Source organism: Bradyrhizobium sp. LLZ17 (assembly GCF_041200145.1).
Taxonomy (GTDB): domain Bacteria; phylum Pseudomonadota; class Alphaproteobacteria; order Rhizobiales; family Xanthobacteraceae; genus Bradyrhizobium.
On sequence record NZ_CP165734.1, the window covers coordinates 1,522,259 to 1,535,744 of the forward strand.

At 63.8% G+C, this 13,486-nt stretch carries 12 protein-coding genes and 2 pseudogenes; 9 read left to right on the top strand and 5 right to left on the bottom strand.

Annotated elements, in window-relative coordinates:
• Positions 1-156: 156 nt before the first annotated feature.
• The 4 genes from AB8Z38_RS07650 (at position 157) to AB8Z38_RS07665 (ending at position 3,982) form a co-directional block, all read left to right on the top strand.
• The gene (locus AB8Z38_RS07650; RefSeq protein ID WP_369723958.1) at positions 157-942 is read left to right on the top strand and encodes an outer membrane protein; all 786 of its coding nucleotides are present in this window, start codon (positions 157-159) and stop codon (positions 940-942) included.
• A gap of 225 nt (positions 943-1,167) precedes the next feature.
• Positions 1,168-2,757, top strand: coding sequence for an outer membrane protein (locus AB8Z38_RS07655; RefSeq protein WP_369723960.1), 1,590 nt, complete (start codon positions 1,168-1,170; stop codon positions 2,755-2,757).
• A 248-nt stretch (positions 2,758-3,005) separates the two neighbouring features.
• Entirely contained in the window at positions 3,006-3,191 is a 186-nt protein-coding gene (locus tag AB8Z38_RS07660) for a hypothetical protein (protein ID WP_369723963.1), read from the top strand.
• A gap of 20 nt (positions 3,192-3,211) precedes the next feature.
• Positions 3,212-3,982, top strand: coding sequence for an SDR family NAD(P)-dependent oxidoreductase (locus AB8Z38_RS07665; RefSeq protein WP_369723965.1), 771 nt, complete (start codon positions 3,212-3,214; stop codon positions 3,980-3,982).
• A 98-nt stretch (positions 3,983-4,080) separates the two neighbouring features.
• On the opposite strand, the gene AB8Z38_RS07670 is transcribed toward AB8Z38_RS07665, so the two are convergent.
• The 3 genes from AB8Z38_RS07670 to AB8Z38_RS07680 form a co-directional block, all read right to left on the bottom strand.
• Positions 4,081-4,851, bottom strand: a complete 771-nt coding sequence (locus AB8Z38_RS07670; protein ID WP_369723967.1) for an outer membrane protein — start codon at positions 4,849-4,851, stop codon at positions 4,081-4,083.
• 157 nt (positions 4,852-5,008) lie between these two features.
• Positions 5,009-6,286, bottom strand: coding sequence for an FAD-dependent oxidoreductase (locus AB8Z38_RS07675; protein ID WP_369723969.1), 1,278 nt, complete (start codon positions 6,284-6,286; stop codon positions 5,009-5,011).
• A 68-nt stretch (positions 6,287-6,354) separates the two neighbouring features.
• Positions 6,355-7,875 carry a caspase domain-containing protein gene (locus AB8Z38_RS07680; RefSeq protein ID WP_369723970.1) on the bottom strand — a complete coding sequence of 507 codons (1,521 nt, stop codon included), beginning with the start codon at positions 7,873-7,875 and terminating at the stop codon, positions 6,355-6,357.
• 397 nt (positions 7,876-8,272) lie between these two features.
• On the opposite strand from AB8Z38_RS07680, the gene AB8Z38_RS07685 reads away from it, so the two are divergent.
• From AB8Z38_RS07685 to fabA, 5 genes and pseudogenes are all read left to right on the top strand, one after another.
• The gene (locus tag AB8Z38_RS07685; RefSeq protein ID WP_369723971.1) at positions 8,273-9,811 is read left to right on the top strand and encodes a DEAD/DEAH box helicase; all 1,539 of its coding nucleotides are present in this window, start codon (positions 8,273-8,275) and stop codon (positions 9,809-9,811) included.
• Positions 9,812-9,978: 167 nt separating this feature from the next.
• Positions 9,979-11,046 (top strand): GGDEF domain-containing protein, encoded by a 1,068-nt coding sequence (locus AB8Z38_RS07690; RefSeq protein WP_369723972.1) that lies wholly within the window; start codon positions 9,979-9,981, stop codon positions 11,044-11,046.
• A 215-nt stretch (positions 11,047-11,261) separates the two neighbouring features.
• A pseudogene (locus AB8Z38_RS07695) lies at positions 11,262-11,378 on the top strand (helix-turn-helix domain-containing protein); the annotation flags it as partial.
• Between the two features lie 62 nt (positions 11,379-11,440).
• A pseudogene (locus AB8Z38_RS07700) lies at positions 11,441-11,662 on the top strand (integrase core domain-containing protein); the annotation flags it as partial.
• A gap of 136 nt (positions 11,663-11,798) precedes the next feature.
• The gene (fabA, locus tag AB8Z38_RS07705) at positions 11,799-12,329 is read left to right on the top strand and encodes a bifunctional 3-hydroxydecanoyl-ACP dehydratase/trans-2-decenoyl-ACP isomerase (protein WP_369723975.1); all 531 of its coding nucleotides are present in this window, start codon (positions 11,799-11,801) and stop codon (positions 12,327-12,329) included.
• Positions 12,330-12,426: 97 nt separating this feature from the next.
• Here the strand turns inward: fabA and AB8Z38_RS07710 are convergent, their stop codons facing one another.
• Together AB8Z38_RS07710 and AB8Z38_RS07715 are read right to left on the bottom strand one after the other, a co-directional pair.
• A complete protein-coding gene (locus AB8Z38_RS07710; protein WP_369723976.1) occupies positions 12,427-12,870 on the bottom strand; it encodes a TfoX/Sxy family protein in 444 nt (147 codons plus the stop codon).
• A gap of 182 nt (positions 12,871-13,052) precedes the next feature.
• Positions 13,053-13,394, bottom strand: a complete 342-nt coding sequence (locus tag AB8Z38_RS07715) for an iron-sulfur cluster assembly accessory protein (RefSeq protein WP_063203306.1) — start codon at positions 13,392-13,394, stop codon at positions 13,053-13,055.
• Between the last annotated feature and the right edge of the window lie 92 nt (positions 13,395-13,486).

Sequence of the window (13,486 nt, forward strand, 5' to 3'; positions counted from 1 at the left end):
AATCGTCCTCCAAACCGCCGTCCGGCCGGCGTTTTCCGGCGACTGTGCCTGCCCTGCAACAGCATTTCGGAGAGAAACGTCTATAGTCGGGGCATCAGATCACTCGGACTTCAGTGCGCTCGCGCCTGCACCACAGACCTAGGTTGGGGATTTATCATGAAGAAGATTTTGCTGGCTCTGACCGCGGCGGCGGCGATGACCGGTTCGGCCTCGGCGGCTGATCTCGCGGCGCGCCCCTATGTGAAGGCTCCGATGGCGGCTCCGGTTGCCAACTGGACCGGCTTCTACATCTTCGGTGGCGCTGGCGGCGGCATTTCGGCCTCTGACCAGAGCATCCTCGCGACCCCGACCGGCACGCCGCTGACGATCACGCAGCGTCAGGGTGGCTCGGGCTGGTTCGGCACCGTCGGTCTCGGCTACGACTGGCAGTTCAGCGGCACCTGGGTCGCCGGCGTGTTCGCTGACGGCCAGTTCGGCAGCATCCGCTCAACCGTTCAGGATCCTCTGCTCGGCCTCACGGGCAGCCAGAAGCTGGAAGATTCCTGGGCCGCCGGCGTGCGCCTCGGCTGGCTGGTCGCTCCGAACGTCCTTTCCTACGTCAACGGCGGTTACTCGGGCGCTCACTTCGGCAGCACCAGCTTCACCAACCTGGCTGGCACTCCCGCTGGTGTCCATCTCGCCGGCTACAATCGCAACGGCTGGTTCGTCGGCGGCGGTGTCGAGAACAACCTGAACATCTTCGGCATCACTGCGCCGGGCTGGTTCATGAAAACCGAATACCGTTCGGCCTTCTACGGCGCGAAGACCCGGGACGAACTGTCCGACGCGACCAACCTGCCGACAGGTATCGACAGCATCCGTGCCAACTCCTGGAACCAGACGATCTCGACCTCGCTGGTTTACCGCTTCAACTGGACCGGCCCGGTCGTCGCGAAGTACTGATCTGATCTCGATCTGAGACATCAAAGCCCCGGCATCGTCCGGGGCTTTTTTGTTTGGCAACAGGCTGACGGAATAATCCGCGCACGTCGTACTGGCCCGTCCGACCGCTCAAGCCCTGTACCATTCTCGCAACAGCTCTTCGGCCAACAATCGGCTAGAAGTTCCATGGAACTTTGGAATCGCGCGAGACTGATGGCTGGCGCGTTGGCTCGGATTGCTGGAACCATGACAATGAAGAAGCTGCTGCTCACGACGACGGCAATCGCCCTGATCGGCGGCTCGGCATCCGCCGCCGATCTCGCGCCCAGACCGTATGTCAAAGCCCCTGCTCCGGCTGCGGTCGCGAGCTGGACCGGCTTCTACGTCTTCGGCGGCGGCGGCAGCGGTCTGTGGAGCGCCGACAGCAATCTCGTCAGCGACGGAACAATCGGCTTCTTCGGACCGCCTGGCGCGCCGTTCACGCGCGACCAGCGGCTGGGCGGCAGGGGCTGGTTCGGCACGGTCGGCGCCGGCTACGATTTCCAGTTCGCCAACCGCTGGGTTGCCGGCGTCTTCGCGGACGGACAGTTCGGCGACATCAGCGGCTCCATGTCGGACTCATTTTTCGGCATGGAGGGACGCGAAAAGCTCCGCACGAGCTACGCCGCAGGCGCAAGGCTCGGCTACCTGGTCGCTCCGAACGTGCTGTCCTACGTGAACGCCGGCTATACGGGCTCCGAATGGTCCGGCGCCAGCCTGTCCACGCTTTCCGCGTTCCCTGGCACGTCGACTGCGGCGCTCGCCACCACTTCGTCTTTCCGTCGCAATGGCTTCTTCGTTGGCGGTGGCGTCGAGAACAATCTCAGCTTGTTCGGCATCAGCGCGCCAGGCTGGTTCATGAAGACCGAATATCGGTCCGCGTTCTACGACCGCACCACCTTGGCCGAGACCTGCACGGCCGCCGGCGAGGCGGCGACTGTATGTGGCCCTGCCGGCTCGTCGCTTGGCACCGCCATCACTTTCAAGCCTTGGGTACAGACCATCAGCACTTCGCTGGTCTACCGGTTCAACGACAAGGGCATGCCCGCGACTGCGGATGCCTCTCCGCGCCTCTACACCAAGTCTCCCGCGCCTGCCGCAGGACCAAGCTGGACCGGCGTCTACGTCTTCGGCGGCGCCGGCGACGGGCTTTGGAGCGCGGAGAGCAACGTCGAGACCAACGCGATCCTAGGCGGTCCCATTACGCCCTTCACGCGCGACCAACGCCAGGGAGGCAGCGGCTGGTTCGGAACCGTTGGTCTCGGATACGACTGGCAATTCAGCAGCAATTGGGTTGCCGGTGCTTTCGCTGACGGACAATTCGGGGATATTCACGGTTCGCTCAACGAAACGTTCATGGCCAATTCGGAGGGGACGGAAAAGCTTCGCACCAGCTACGCAGCCGGCCTGCGGCTCGGATATCTCGCCGCGCCCAACGTCTTGTCCTATGTCAATGCGGGCTACACGGGCTCCGAATGGTCCGGCAACACTCTCAGTTCCCTCCGTCTGCCCGGCGTCGCGTTTTACACAACGCCATCCTTCCATCGCGATGGCTGGTTCGTCGGCGGCGGCGTCGAGAACAGCCTAGACATCTTTGGCATCGCTGCCCCCGGCTGGTTCATGAAGACCGAATACCGCAGCGCTTACTATGATCGCGCGTCACTGCCCATGACACTCACGCCTGCCTTTGGCGGCACGCCGACCGGCCTGTCGGTCACCTTCAAGCCTTGGGTGCAGACCGTCAGCACGTCTCTGGTCTATCGCTTCAATGCAGGCCCGGTGGTCGCGAAATACTGATCGAAGCTCAACATCGAATGTCAAAGCCCCGGCGCCGTCCGGGGCTTTTTCGTTACGAGGTGAGCTGAGTTTACTTGGATCGAGCTGAGAGCCTTTCCCCACATTTGCGCTGTTCCAGGCAGCGCGCTCGTTGCGCTCGTGACCCATTGTATCCGAAGCAAAGCCGGCTACTGTGCAGCCCAAGCTTCATGCCCGCGGACATCATTGACGCAGCGGCCATGACAGAAGCGGATCCATGGAGGGAATGCATGCGCAGATTTCTGCTGATCGCAGGCCTGTTTGCCCTCGCCGTCGGGCTGCTCTGGATCGGACAGGGCACGGGCACCGTTCCGTGGCCGCGATCGAGCTTCATGGTCAACCAGCTGCAATGGGCGGGGTATGGCGCTGCCATGGCCGGTCTGGGGCTGGTGCTGATCTGGCAGAGCAATCCATAGAAGAAACCAGGGAATAAAGCATGACATCCAGTCGGTTCGATCTCCGCGGCAAGGTCGCGATCGTCACGGGAGGCAATGGCGGCATCGGGCTTGGCCTGGCCCACGGGCTTGCCGACGCCGGTGCCGACATCGCCGTGGTCGGCCGCAACGAAGCCAAATCGACCACTGCAATTGCCGATCTCAAACAGCGCGGCGTGAGGGCGATTGCCGTCACCACGGACGTGACCGACAAGGCGGCCGTCGCCACCATGGTCGAGCGCGTGGTCCGGGATCTCGGCCGCATCGACATCCTCGTCAACAACGCCGGCATGAGCATCCGCAAGCCGCCGCACGAGCTCGAGCTCGACGAATGGAACAAGGTCATCGCAACCAATCTCACCAGCGCCTTTCTGTGCTCGAAGGCCGCCTACCCCGCGCTCAAGGCGTCCGGCAACGGCAAGGTGATCAATATCGGCTCGATGATGTCGATCTTCGGCGCGAGCTTCGCGACGGCTTATGCGGCGAGCAAGGGCGGCATCGTGCAGTATACGCGCGCCTGCGCCAATGCGTGGGCGCCGGACAACATCCAGGTCAATGCCATCCTGCCGGGTTGGATCGACACTGAGCTGACGCGCGGCGCGCGGCAGCAGGTCTCGGGATTGCACGAGCGGGTTCTGGCACGCACGCCTGCGGGGCGCTGGGGCGACATCGACGACTTTGCCGGCATCGCGGTGTTCCTCGCCTCGCCCGCATCGGCCTTCGTCACGGGCACCGCAATCCCCGTCGATGGCGGGTTCTCGGTGATGGCATGAGCCAGCCCCGCACAAAAAAGAAGCCCCGGACGAAGCCGGGGCTTTTGAATTGGTGGTGATGATTTTCTTGTTGGCTGATCGATCGTTCGTCGATGTGCTCAGTAGCGCGCGATGACCGGCGCGTCGAACTTGTAGCTCGCGCGCACGACGGCCCACTGGATGTCGCGCGGCTTGGCGTCGAAGGTGTAGTTACCCGAGGTCCCGCCAAGCTGATAGGTCTGGCTGCCGAAGGCGGCGTAGTTGTATTCGAGGCCGACGATCCAGTTGCGGGTGACGCCGTATTCCCAGCCCGCGCCGACGGTCCAGCCGTTGGCCCAGTGGGTCTGACCGCCCGAACCCGTGGCCGCACCGACCGTATCTGTCACGTTGAGACGGTTGTTCACGCCGGCATAGCCGCCCTTGATGTAAAACAGATTGTTCTGCACGGCGAAGCCGGCGCGGCCGACGACGGTCGCAAGCACGTTCGCGCGCCAATCAAAGACGTTGCCGCCCGGAGCAAATGCTGTGTTCACGACCGTGCCCTTGTTGTCGAGGCCCGAGATCGTGCCTTCCATGCCGAACACATAGTTGTTGGCCTGCCAGTTGTAGCCGATCTGGGCGCCGCCCATGAGGCCCGTCCCGCGCTGACGATAGCCCTGCCCCGACGTCAGATCGCCGAACGGCGCGCCGACCCCGTTGTTGATGAATTGCTCGTTGGTCCAGGCGCCGCCGATGTGGCCGCCGACATAGAAGCCGGTCCAGTTGAACAGCGGCTCGATATAGGCCGGTGCCTTGGTGTACGGCCGCGCGCCGAGATCAGCGGCAGAAGCAGCGCCCGCCGAAACCAGAGCGGTCGCGCAGGCGAAGGCGGCAATCAACTTGTTACGCATGGTACACCCCGTGTCCTTTGATGGATGCACGCTCACACGCAGTTCTTACTCAAATTTGAATCAAGAGAGTTAAGGCGCCGGATCGGCGTATAACCGGCTTTGAATCCGCCCGCGCTGTTGCACGCGCGCAACGCGCCGCGTGCGCTTTAACGCGGCGTTATCCTTGACGAATTTCCGCGACACCGCCCGGCGCCGCTTTCGAATGCACGTGCTCCGGCCGCACGCCGAGCGCAATGAAGCGCGCCGTGATGCCCTGAAGCCACGGCAGCGCGCTGATGAGGCGCAAGAGCAGCGGCACCTTCAGCGGCCGGTCGCCGCCTCGCAGCGCGCCGCTGATGATATTGTTCTGCACGATCACCTGCATTCGCTGCGTCATCTTCACCGGAAACTCGCGGCGGCGCCGCACGGCATCGAGTTCGTCATCGGATGGACAGCCCCGCGTCAGTCGCGCAGCCAGCAGGTTTGCCGTCGCAACCGCATCCTGCACGGCGAGATTGACGCCGACGCCGCCGACCGGCGACATCGCATGCGCGGCATCGCCGATGCAGAGCAGGCCCGGCCGCGTCCAGCGCGTCAGGCGGTTGATGGCAACGGTGAGCAGCTTGACGTCGTCAAAGCTTTTCACGTCGGCAATTCCGCCCTTGAGGACCGGCGCCATGCGCACGATGTCGTCGAGCAGCGCCTGCAATCCCCTCGCCTTCACCGCATCGTATTGCCCCTTGGCGATGACATAGGCGCATTGCCAATAATCACCACGGTCGAAGGTGACCATCATCCTGCCGGGCTCGACCCGCGCGAACAGGTTTTCGGTCTGGTCGGGCGTTCGGCCCGCACGGAACCACAGCACGTCCATCGGCGCGCCGATCTCCTCGACCGCGAGGCCGGCGCGCTCGCGCAGCAGCGAATGCCGGCCGTCGCACGCGACGGTAAGATCGGCCTCGATGTCGATCGTGCCGTCCGGCGTCTTTGCGCGCACGCCGGTGATGGTGTCGCCGCGGCGGATCAGGTCGACCGCCTCCGTGCTCATCATCACCTTGAGCGAGGCGAAGCGGCGGCCGGCCTCGCGCAGGAAATTCAGAAAATCCCATTGCGGCATGAAGGCGATGAAAGGATATTTGGTGCGCAGCCGGCTGAGGTCGGCGAGCCGCACATGCGTGCCGCCAAACAGGCCCTCCATCTTCTGCAGCTGCTGATGCGGCAGCTTGAGAAACGCGTCGATGAAGCCGAGCTCGTCCATCACCTGGAGCGTCGAGGGATGCACGGTGTCGCCGCGAAAGTCGCGGAAAAAATCCGCGTGCTTCTCCAGCACCACAACGTCGATACCGGCACGCCCCAGGAGATAGCCGAGCATCATGCCGGCAGGGCCGCCGCCGACGACGCAGCAGCGGACTTTGATGGAGCGGGTTGCGGGGTGATCTGACGTGGTTCCATCCATGACCCGGCCTCACGACTGCATCGATCCTTGTTGACCGATTGTAGCGCAGGCAGGCGTCCAAGGCATGTTCAATTGTTGCTGCGGTTCGCCGTGCGAAACGTCTTGATCTCCGACACGCTGCCGTCGCGATAGGTCAATTCGATCGACATGAATTGCGTTGTCGGCGGAAGCTTCTGGTAAAGCAGCATGCCCGCCGAGACCGCAGTGGGATCCCGGAGATCGCAGGGCGGCAGCTTCAGCACCTTGTCGGGCACGGCTGTGTCGAACCCGATCCGCGCCTCGCGGATGGCGCAGCGGTAGGAGACCAGGTGCGTGTAGTACACCAAGAGCCCGTTGAACTCGCGGAATGACAGCCAGCTCGTAGCGGTCATGTCGAGGATCTTGCGTTGATCCCGGATCAACGCCGCTTCGGGGTCGAACTTGATCGGGAACGGTCCCTGCAAGTCGCCGGATTGATCGACATAGCGGACCTCGATCGTGCCGGCCTGCGCATCCGGCGGCAATTCGATCGACGGATTCGGCATCCGCCTGCGCGTGCGCGGATCGAGCGTGTCGATGAAGCCGGTCTCGCGGAAATCGCCATTGCCGGCCATGCGCCAGGATACTCCCAGCGTCGGATCAGCAAAGGAGAACGTCACGCTCCAACCGCCATTGTGGCGCGAGAAGCTCGCGATCGGCGCGTTGGTTGTCTCCTCCTTCGGCACGCGCGGCACCGAGACCGGCGGCAGTGCCGCAAGCTGCTGCGGCGGCGGATCGGCCGGCCGCGCGGCGGCGGCGGCATCCTTGGCGATGCCGCTGAGAAAGACGTCGTCGACCATCTGGTCGAAATAGACCGGCACCTGCTTGTGCTTGACGGTGTCGGCCATCTCGCTGACCAGACGGCGCGTATGCTGCGCCACCTGCACCAGATTCTCGCCGGGCTGGAGCAATTCCCTGGCGAAGGTGCGCGTGAACACCGAATTGGGATTGGCATCGTCATTGGAGAGACGATCGAGCGCGGTCTGGCGGGGACCTGCCGAGAACACCGAGAACACGCCCTCGGGCAATTGCGTCATCGGCGCGAGCCCGCCACCGCCGGCGACCGCGCGGGTGCCGCTGCGCTCGAACGGATTGTTGCGGCAGGCGTCGAACACCAGGATCGATGTCCGCGCCTTCTTGTTCTGGAGACGTTCGACGATGCGGTCGGCCAGAACCGAGGCGTCGCGTACCAGCTCTTCCTGGCCTTCCGCCGCCGCCGGCACGTCGGTCGGCAGCAGGTAGTTCTGGCCCGCGATCTCGAAGCCGTGGCCGGCGTAGAAGAAGAACGCGGTGTCGCCGGGCTCGATCGCCCGGTCGAAGGCGAGCAACGTCTCGGAGAATTGCTGCCGGTTCTGGTTCTCGGCAACCATCACCTGGAAGCCGAGCTGCTTCAGCGTGTCGCCCATGGTGCGGGCGTCGTTGACGGCCTTCAGGAGCTTCGGGACGTTCTTGTAGTCGTTGTTACCGACGACGAGCGCGACGCGCTTTTCGGCATGTGCGGCGCTTGCGAAGCTGCCGAGGCCTGCCACGGCAGCAAGTGCCACCAGGAATCTGAAAAGCCGATGTCGCATCGAAAATCCCGTTGCAGGATCGCCCGACCGGATCGATTTGACCGCTTTCGGGGAGCTCTCGCCACTGATGTCGTAGTCGGCTAACGCATTGGCAGGGTTCAACCGGGCGCGGAGGTTCCGACCAGGCCGGCGGTGGCCGCGGAAAAGCGAGCCGCGCCCGTTATTTGGGCAAAACCCCAGAGTTTTTAGGGCCTTCCCGCGGCTGCTCCATTGACTTTAGCCGATTCCCCCTATGTTCCGGGTCGACGCGGCTCGGTATCGAAGAGGGATTCCTGAGCCTTGCGCTTTGTTCGCGTGAGTCAGCACCCCCAGCTTCTTTGAAAGCGCGCCGTTTCGGGGTGGAACGCGACAGCCTTATTACCCTCGATTCCGAACGGCGGTTTCGACCAGAGGCTCAATGTCCTTTACCAATCTCGGACTATCCGAAAAAGTCCTCGCTGCAGTGGCGGCCACCGGTTACACCACCCCCACCCCCATCCAGGAACAGGCGATCCCCCACGTCCTCGCTCGCAAGGATGTGCTCGGCATCGCCCAGACCGGCACCGGCAAGACCGCGGCCTTCGTGCTGCCGATGCTCACCATCCTCGAAAAGGGTCGCGCCCGGGCGCGCATGCCGCGCACCCTGATCCTCGAGCCGACCCGCGAACTCGCGGCGCAGGTCAAGGAGAACTTCGACCGCTACGGCGCCGGCCAGAAACTCAACGTCGCGCTGCTGATCGGCGGCGTCTCGTTCGGCGACCAGGATGCCAAGCTGACGCGCGGCGTCGACGTGCTGATCGCAACCCCGGGCCGCCTGCTCGACCATACCGAACGCGGCGGCCTCCTGCTCACCGGCGTCGAGCTGCTCGTCATCGACGAAGCCGACCGCATGCTGGACATGGGCTTCATTCCCGACATCGAGCGCGTCTGCAAGCTCGTCCCGTTCACGCGGCAGACCCTGTTCTTCACCGCGACCATGCCGCCGGAAATTCGGCGCATCACCGAAACCTTCCTGCACAATCCGCAGAAGGTCGAAGTCTCCAAGCCCGCCACCACCGCGGTCACCGTTACGCAGTGTCAGGTTCCGGCCGGGCGCGAGGCGCATGAGAAGCGCGAATTGCTGCGACGCCTGCTGCGCGAGGCCAAGGATCTCCAGAACGCGATCATCTTCTGCAATCGCAAGCGCGAAGTCGCCGTCGTTCACAAATCGCTGCAGAAGCACGGGTTCAGCGTCGGCGCGCTGCACGGCGACATGGACCAGTCAGCCCGCACAGCGGCGCTCGAACAGTTCCGCAAGGGCGAACTGCCGCTGCTGGTCGCCTCCGACGTCGCCGCCCGCGGCCTCGACATTCCCGAGGTCAGCCACGTCTTCAATTTCGACGTTCCTCACCATCCCGACGACTATGTTCACCGCGTCGGCCGCACTGGCCGCGCCGGTCGCTCCGGCATGGCGATCTCGCTCGTGACGCCGCTCGACCAGAAGTCGATGGTGGCGATCGAAAAGCTGATCGGCCAGACCATTCCGCGTGCCGAGGGCGACTTCGAAGTCCGCACCGATGCTTCCGATGCGAGCGAGCGTCCGCGCGAACAACGCGGCCGTGAGCGTTCACGCGCCGGACGCGGCAAGCCGGCGCGCGGTCGCGACCGTGAGCGCAGCCACGAACCGCGCGAGGCGCGGCCTCCAGCCGAAACACGCTCCGTCCCCGAGCCGAGACCTGAACGCGAGCCAAGAGCTGAGCGTGAAGCAAGGCCTGCACGCGAGGCAAGGCCTCCGCGCGAAGCCAAGCCGTCATCCGAGGCGCGCAGCGGATCGCGCCCACCGGCCAATCCATCGCACGTGCCCTCGATTGGCCGGCCCGAGCCGCGCCGCCAACGTGAAGCCGATAACGAGCCCGGCGATCACTCGCATCTGCCGGCATTTCTGCTGCGGCCGGTTCGCTCCCCCGCCGGCGCCTGAAGTGCGTTGCGCTGCAGGCTTTGGTTGCAAAAGACACAACCAGCACTTTTTGGGTGCATTCAGCCACGTACATTTACGGGTCGTTCACGATCGTCCGTTAGCCTACGAACATAATTTATAGCTATTGCTGCGATCGGCTGCGCACCGATCGTCGTGGGGAATGTTCAGTGGTCAACGTGCTTGACGAACACGAACGCACGATGGCGTTCGCCGACGTGGCGCTCGGTCAAATCCGGTCGCTCAAGCAGACCGCGATTCCCCGCAATTACGAGATCTGGTACGTCTACGCCACCGGCTACAACGCGCCGCTCAACAAGATCATCAACGAAACGCTCGCGCGCAGCGGCAAGCTGACCGAAGCCGATCTCGAACAGATCCACGATACCTATCTCTCCCACATCAAGACCACCGATCGGATCGACAAGGTCGGCGCGCGTGTGATCGGCGAGATCGACGATGTGATGAATGTCCTCGGTCACGCGCTCAACATGAACGGCACCTACGATTCCAGCCTGTCGGACGCGACCGAACAATTGTCGTCGGCCAAGAGCCGTGAGCAGATCGGGACGATCGTCGAGAGACTGCTGCGCTCGACCGGCGAGATGCGCGAGGCCAACAAAGCACTGGAAGACCGGCTGACGCTGTCGAAGCACGAGATCAACAATCTCCAACAGAGCCTCGAAGCGATCCGCACCGAAAGCCTGACCGATCCGTTGACGGGATTGGGCAACCGCAAATATTTCGATCGCATGATCGCCTCGGCCGTGCAGAACGCACTTGCCTCAGGCGAGCCGCTGTCGCTGCTGCTGTTCGATATCGATCACTTCAAGTCCTTCAACGATTCGTATGGCCATCTCACCGGTGATCAGGTGCTGCGGCTGGTCGGCGTGTCCTTGAAACAGAGCATCAAGGGCCAGGACATCACCGCGCGCTATGGCGGCGAGGAGTTCGCCGTCGTGCTGCCCAACACCGCCCTGCGCCAGGCGCTCACGGTCGCCGACCATATCCGCCACGCCGTGATGGCGAAGGAATTGAAGAAGAAGTCGACCGGCGAGATCCTCGGCCGCGTCACCGTCTCCGTCGGCGTCTCCTTGCTGCAGCAGGGCGACGACACCGACGCGCTGATCGAACGCGCTGACGCCTGCCTCTACGCCGCCAAGCGCAACGGCCGCAACCGCGTGATCTGCGAAGCCGATCCCGAATACGCGATCGAGACGCGCAGCCGCGTGGCGTAGCCATCTCCAATCCGAGAACTGCTCAACCCTCATGGTGAGGAGGCGCGCAAACCCGTCTCGAACCATGACGGCCCCCGGTCTAGCTGTGGTCTGTCAGGAGGTTGTCCATCTGGTCTGAACCGAGGAAGCTGAGGTTGCGAAGCTTCAGTGTTCCGAGGAGAGACCAGATGAACGTCCACAAGAATGCGCCTTTGACGCCCAAAGGTCGAGAGGCGATGGTCCGAAGCGTGGTCGAGGGCGGGCTGACGCAAGCCGCCGCGGCTGACCTGTTCAACATCTCGTCGAAGACGGTTGCCAAATGGGTCAAGCGGTTCCGCGCTGAAGGTGTTGCTGGGTTGCGAGATCGTTCCTCCAAGCCCCATTCATCGCCGAGCCAAACCCCGCCAGCCACGTGTACACGCCGCGAACAAACGGAAAAGCCGAGCGCTTCATCCAGACCGCGCTTCGGGAATGGGCTTACGCCAAAGCCTACCCAACATCAGATCGGCGCGCTCAAGAGCTGCCGATCTGGCTGCATCAATACAACTGGCACCGTCCCCATGGTGGTATAGACTCACAAATCCCGATCAGCCGACTTGGTTTGACCAGGAACAACCTCTTGAGGCTCCACATCTAGCTCGCGGCCATGCTTCGAAACGACCGCCGCGCGGTCTTCTCAGGATGCGGCTTGACTTTGCTCCGGGAGCTACGACATCTGGAGCTGCATTGCCGGCCTCCTGCACCTCCCCCGCGCACGCAAAGGTGTTGTCGTCTTGCCAAACCCAATTGATTTTCACCTGCCGCAACCGTCCTACACCAGGGACGAACTGCTGAGGTCGAGCGAAGGCGGCTATTTTGGCCCCGGCAACGCGCAATTGCCGGCTCCGCCCATGCTGATGATGGACCGCATCACCGAGCTCAGCCTGGACGGCGGTGAATTCGGCAAGGGACACATCGTCGGCGAACTGGATATCGCGCCGGGCCACTGGTTCTTCGATTGCTACTTTCGCGGTGACGCCATGATGCCGGCCTCTCTGGGGCTCGATGCCATGTGGCAGATGATCGGCTATTGGCTGGGCTGGTCGGGCTCACCGGGAAAGGGCCGCGCCATCGGCGTCGGCGAGGTGGCGTTCACGGGATCCGTCACACCGCAGACGCGCCGCGTGCGCTACGAGGTCGCGATGCGCCAGGTCAGGCGCGGCAAGCTGGTCCTGGGATTTGCCGACGGGCGCGTGCTTGCCGACGGCACCTGCGTTTACATGGCCAAAGATATGAGGGTCGGCCTGACAAGGGCCGTGGATTGAAGTCGCGTGGCGTGGGCAAAGGCGGAACGCGCCGTGCCCACCATCTCTCCACATCGCAATCCTAACGGTGGGCACGCTTCCGCCTTCGCTCTGCGAGCTACGGCGGACGAGTCGCTTTGCCCACCTTACGAACCGAGCTCTTCGCTGCCTTCCTAGCCACTCTCTTCTTCGCGGGATTGTTCGCGGCCTTCTTCGCGACCTTCACCGCCTTCGGCCGCTTCTTCACCTTGGCGCGCTGGGCGGCAGCGAGCGCGGCCCTCGCCCAACGTACGAGATCCTCGGAATCGTCGAACAGGCGCGCCGGCAGCTCCCAGTAGGAGTTCACCACCACGGTCTTGGCGCGCGTCGAATACTGGAATGGTTTTGAGCCTTCGGCCTCGTAATTCGGGATGGTCTGCTCGTCGGCGCGGAAGAACAGGCCGGCGCGCAAAGCAAGCGCGAAGTTGATGCCGTCGGCGGAGATGCCGTAGCCGGAAAACATTTTGCGGATCGTGACCGGGCCGAAATCGGCGAACAGGTCGATCAGGAATTCGCGGTCCATGGCCCCGGTGCCTTCCCATCGTCGTCCCGGCGCAGGCCGGGACCATAACCCCAGGGAGTAGTTTAGCGAAGACTGGCAATCTTGACAGCGCCGGTACGGACACCGCGCATCATCGCGAGATCACGCGGTATGGGTCCCGGCCTTCGCCGGGACGACGGCGGAGCGAGAGGCGCGAGCCGGGCCTACCCGTCGATCTTGGCCGGGCGCAGCTCGACCGACTCGCCGCAACCGCAGGCGGAGATCTGGTTGGGGTTGTTGAAGACGAACTGGGCCTGCATCTTGTCGGCCTTGTAGTCCATCTCGGTCCCCAGCAGGAACAGCACGGCCTTGGGATCGACCAGGATCTTGACGCCCTTGTCCTCGACCACCTCGTCGGTCGGGCGGACGTCATGGGCGTATTCGACCGTGTAGGACTGGCCGGCACAGCCGCCGTTCTTCACGCCGACGCGCAGGCCGACGATCTCCGAGTCGGCGCGCTGGGTCAGCTCGCTGATGCGCTGGGCGGCGGCATCGGTCAGCCGCATCACTTGCGGGCGGGGCCGCCGCGGCTTGGCGGTGGATGCTGGTGTCGAGCCGGACGATATCTGGGTCATGTCAGTGATGTGGTCCGTTGCGG

Coding starts and splice junctions, on each gene's coding strand:
- AB8Z38_RS07655 (WP_369723960.1), top strand. CDS start 1,168: ATGACAATGAAGAAGCTGCTGCTCACGACGACGGCAATCGCCCTGATC.
- AB8Z38_RS07710 (WP_369723976.1), bottom strand. CDS start 12,870: ATGGACCGCGAATTCCTGATCGACCTGTTCGCCGATTTCGGCCCGGTC.
- AB8Z38_RS07660 (WP_369723963.1), top strand. CDS start 3,006: ATGCGCAGATTTCTGCTGATCGCAGGCCTGTTTGCCCTCGCCGTCGGG.
- AB8Z38_RS07680 (WP_369723970.1), bottom strand. CDS start 7,875: ATGCGACATCGGCTTTTCAGATTCCTGGTGGCACTTGCTGCCGTGGCA.
- AB8Z38_RS07715 (WP_063203306.1), bottom strand. CDS start 13,394: ATGCGGCTGACCGATGCCGCCGCCCAGCGCATCAGCGAGCTGACCCAG.
- AB8Z38_RS07670 (WP_369723967.1), bottom strand. CDS start 4,851: ATGCGTAACAAGTTGATTGCCGCCTTCGCCTGCGCGACCGCTCTGGTT.
- AB8Z38_RS07685 (WP_369723971.1), top strand. CDS start 8,273: ATGTCCTTTACCAATCTCGGACTATCCGAAAAAGTCCTCGCTGCAGTG.
- AB8Z38_RS07665 (WP_369723965.1), top strand. CDS start 3,212: ATGACATCCAGTCGGTTCGATCTCCGCGGCAAGGTCGCGATCGTCACG.
- AB8Z38_RS07675 (WP_369723969.1), bottom strand. CDS start 6,286: ATGGATGGAACCACGTCAGATCACCCCGCAACCCGCTCCATCAAAGTC.
- AB8Z38_RS07650 (WP_369723958.1), top strand. CDS start 157: ATGAAGAAGATTTTGCTGGCTCTGACCGCGGCGGCGGCGATGACCGGT.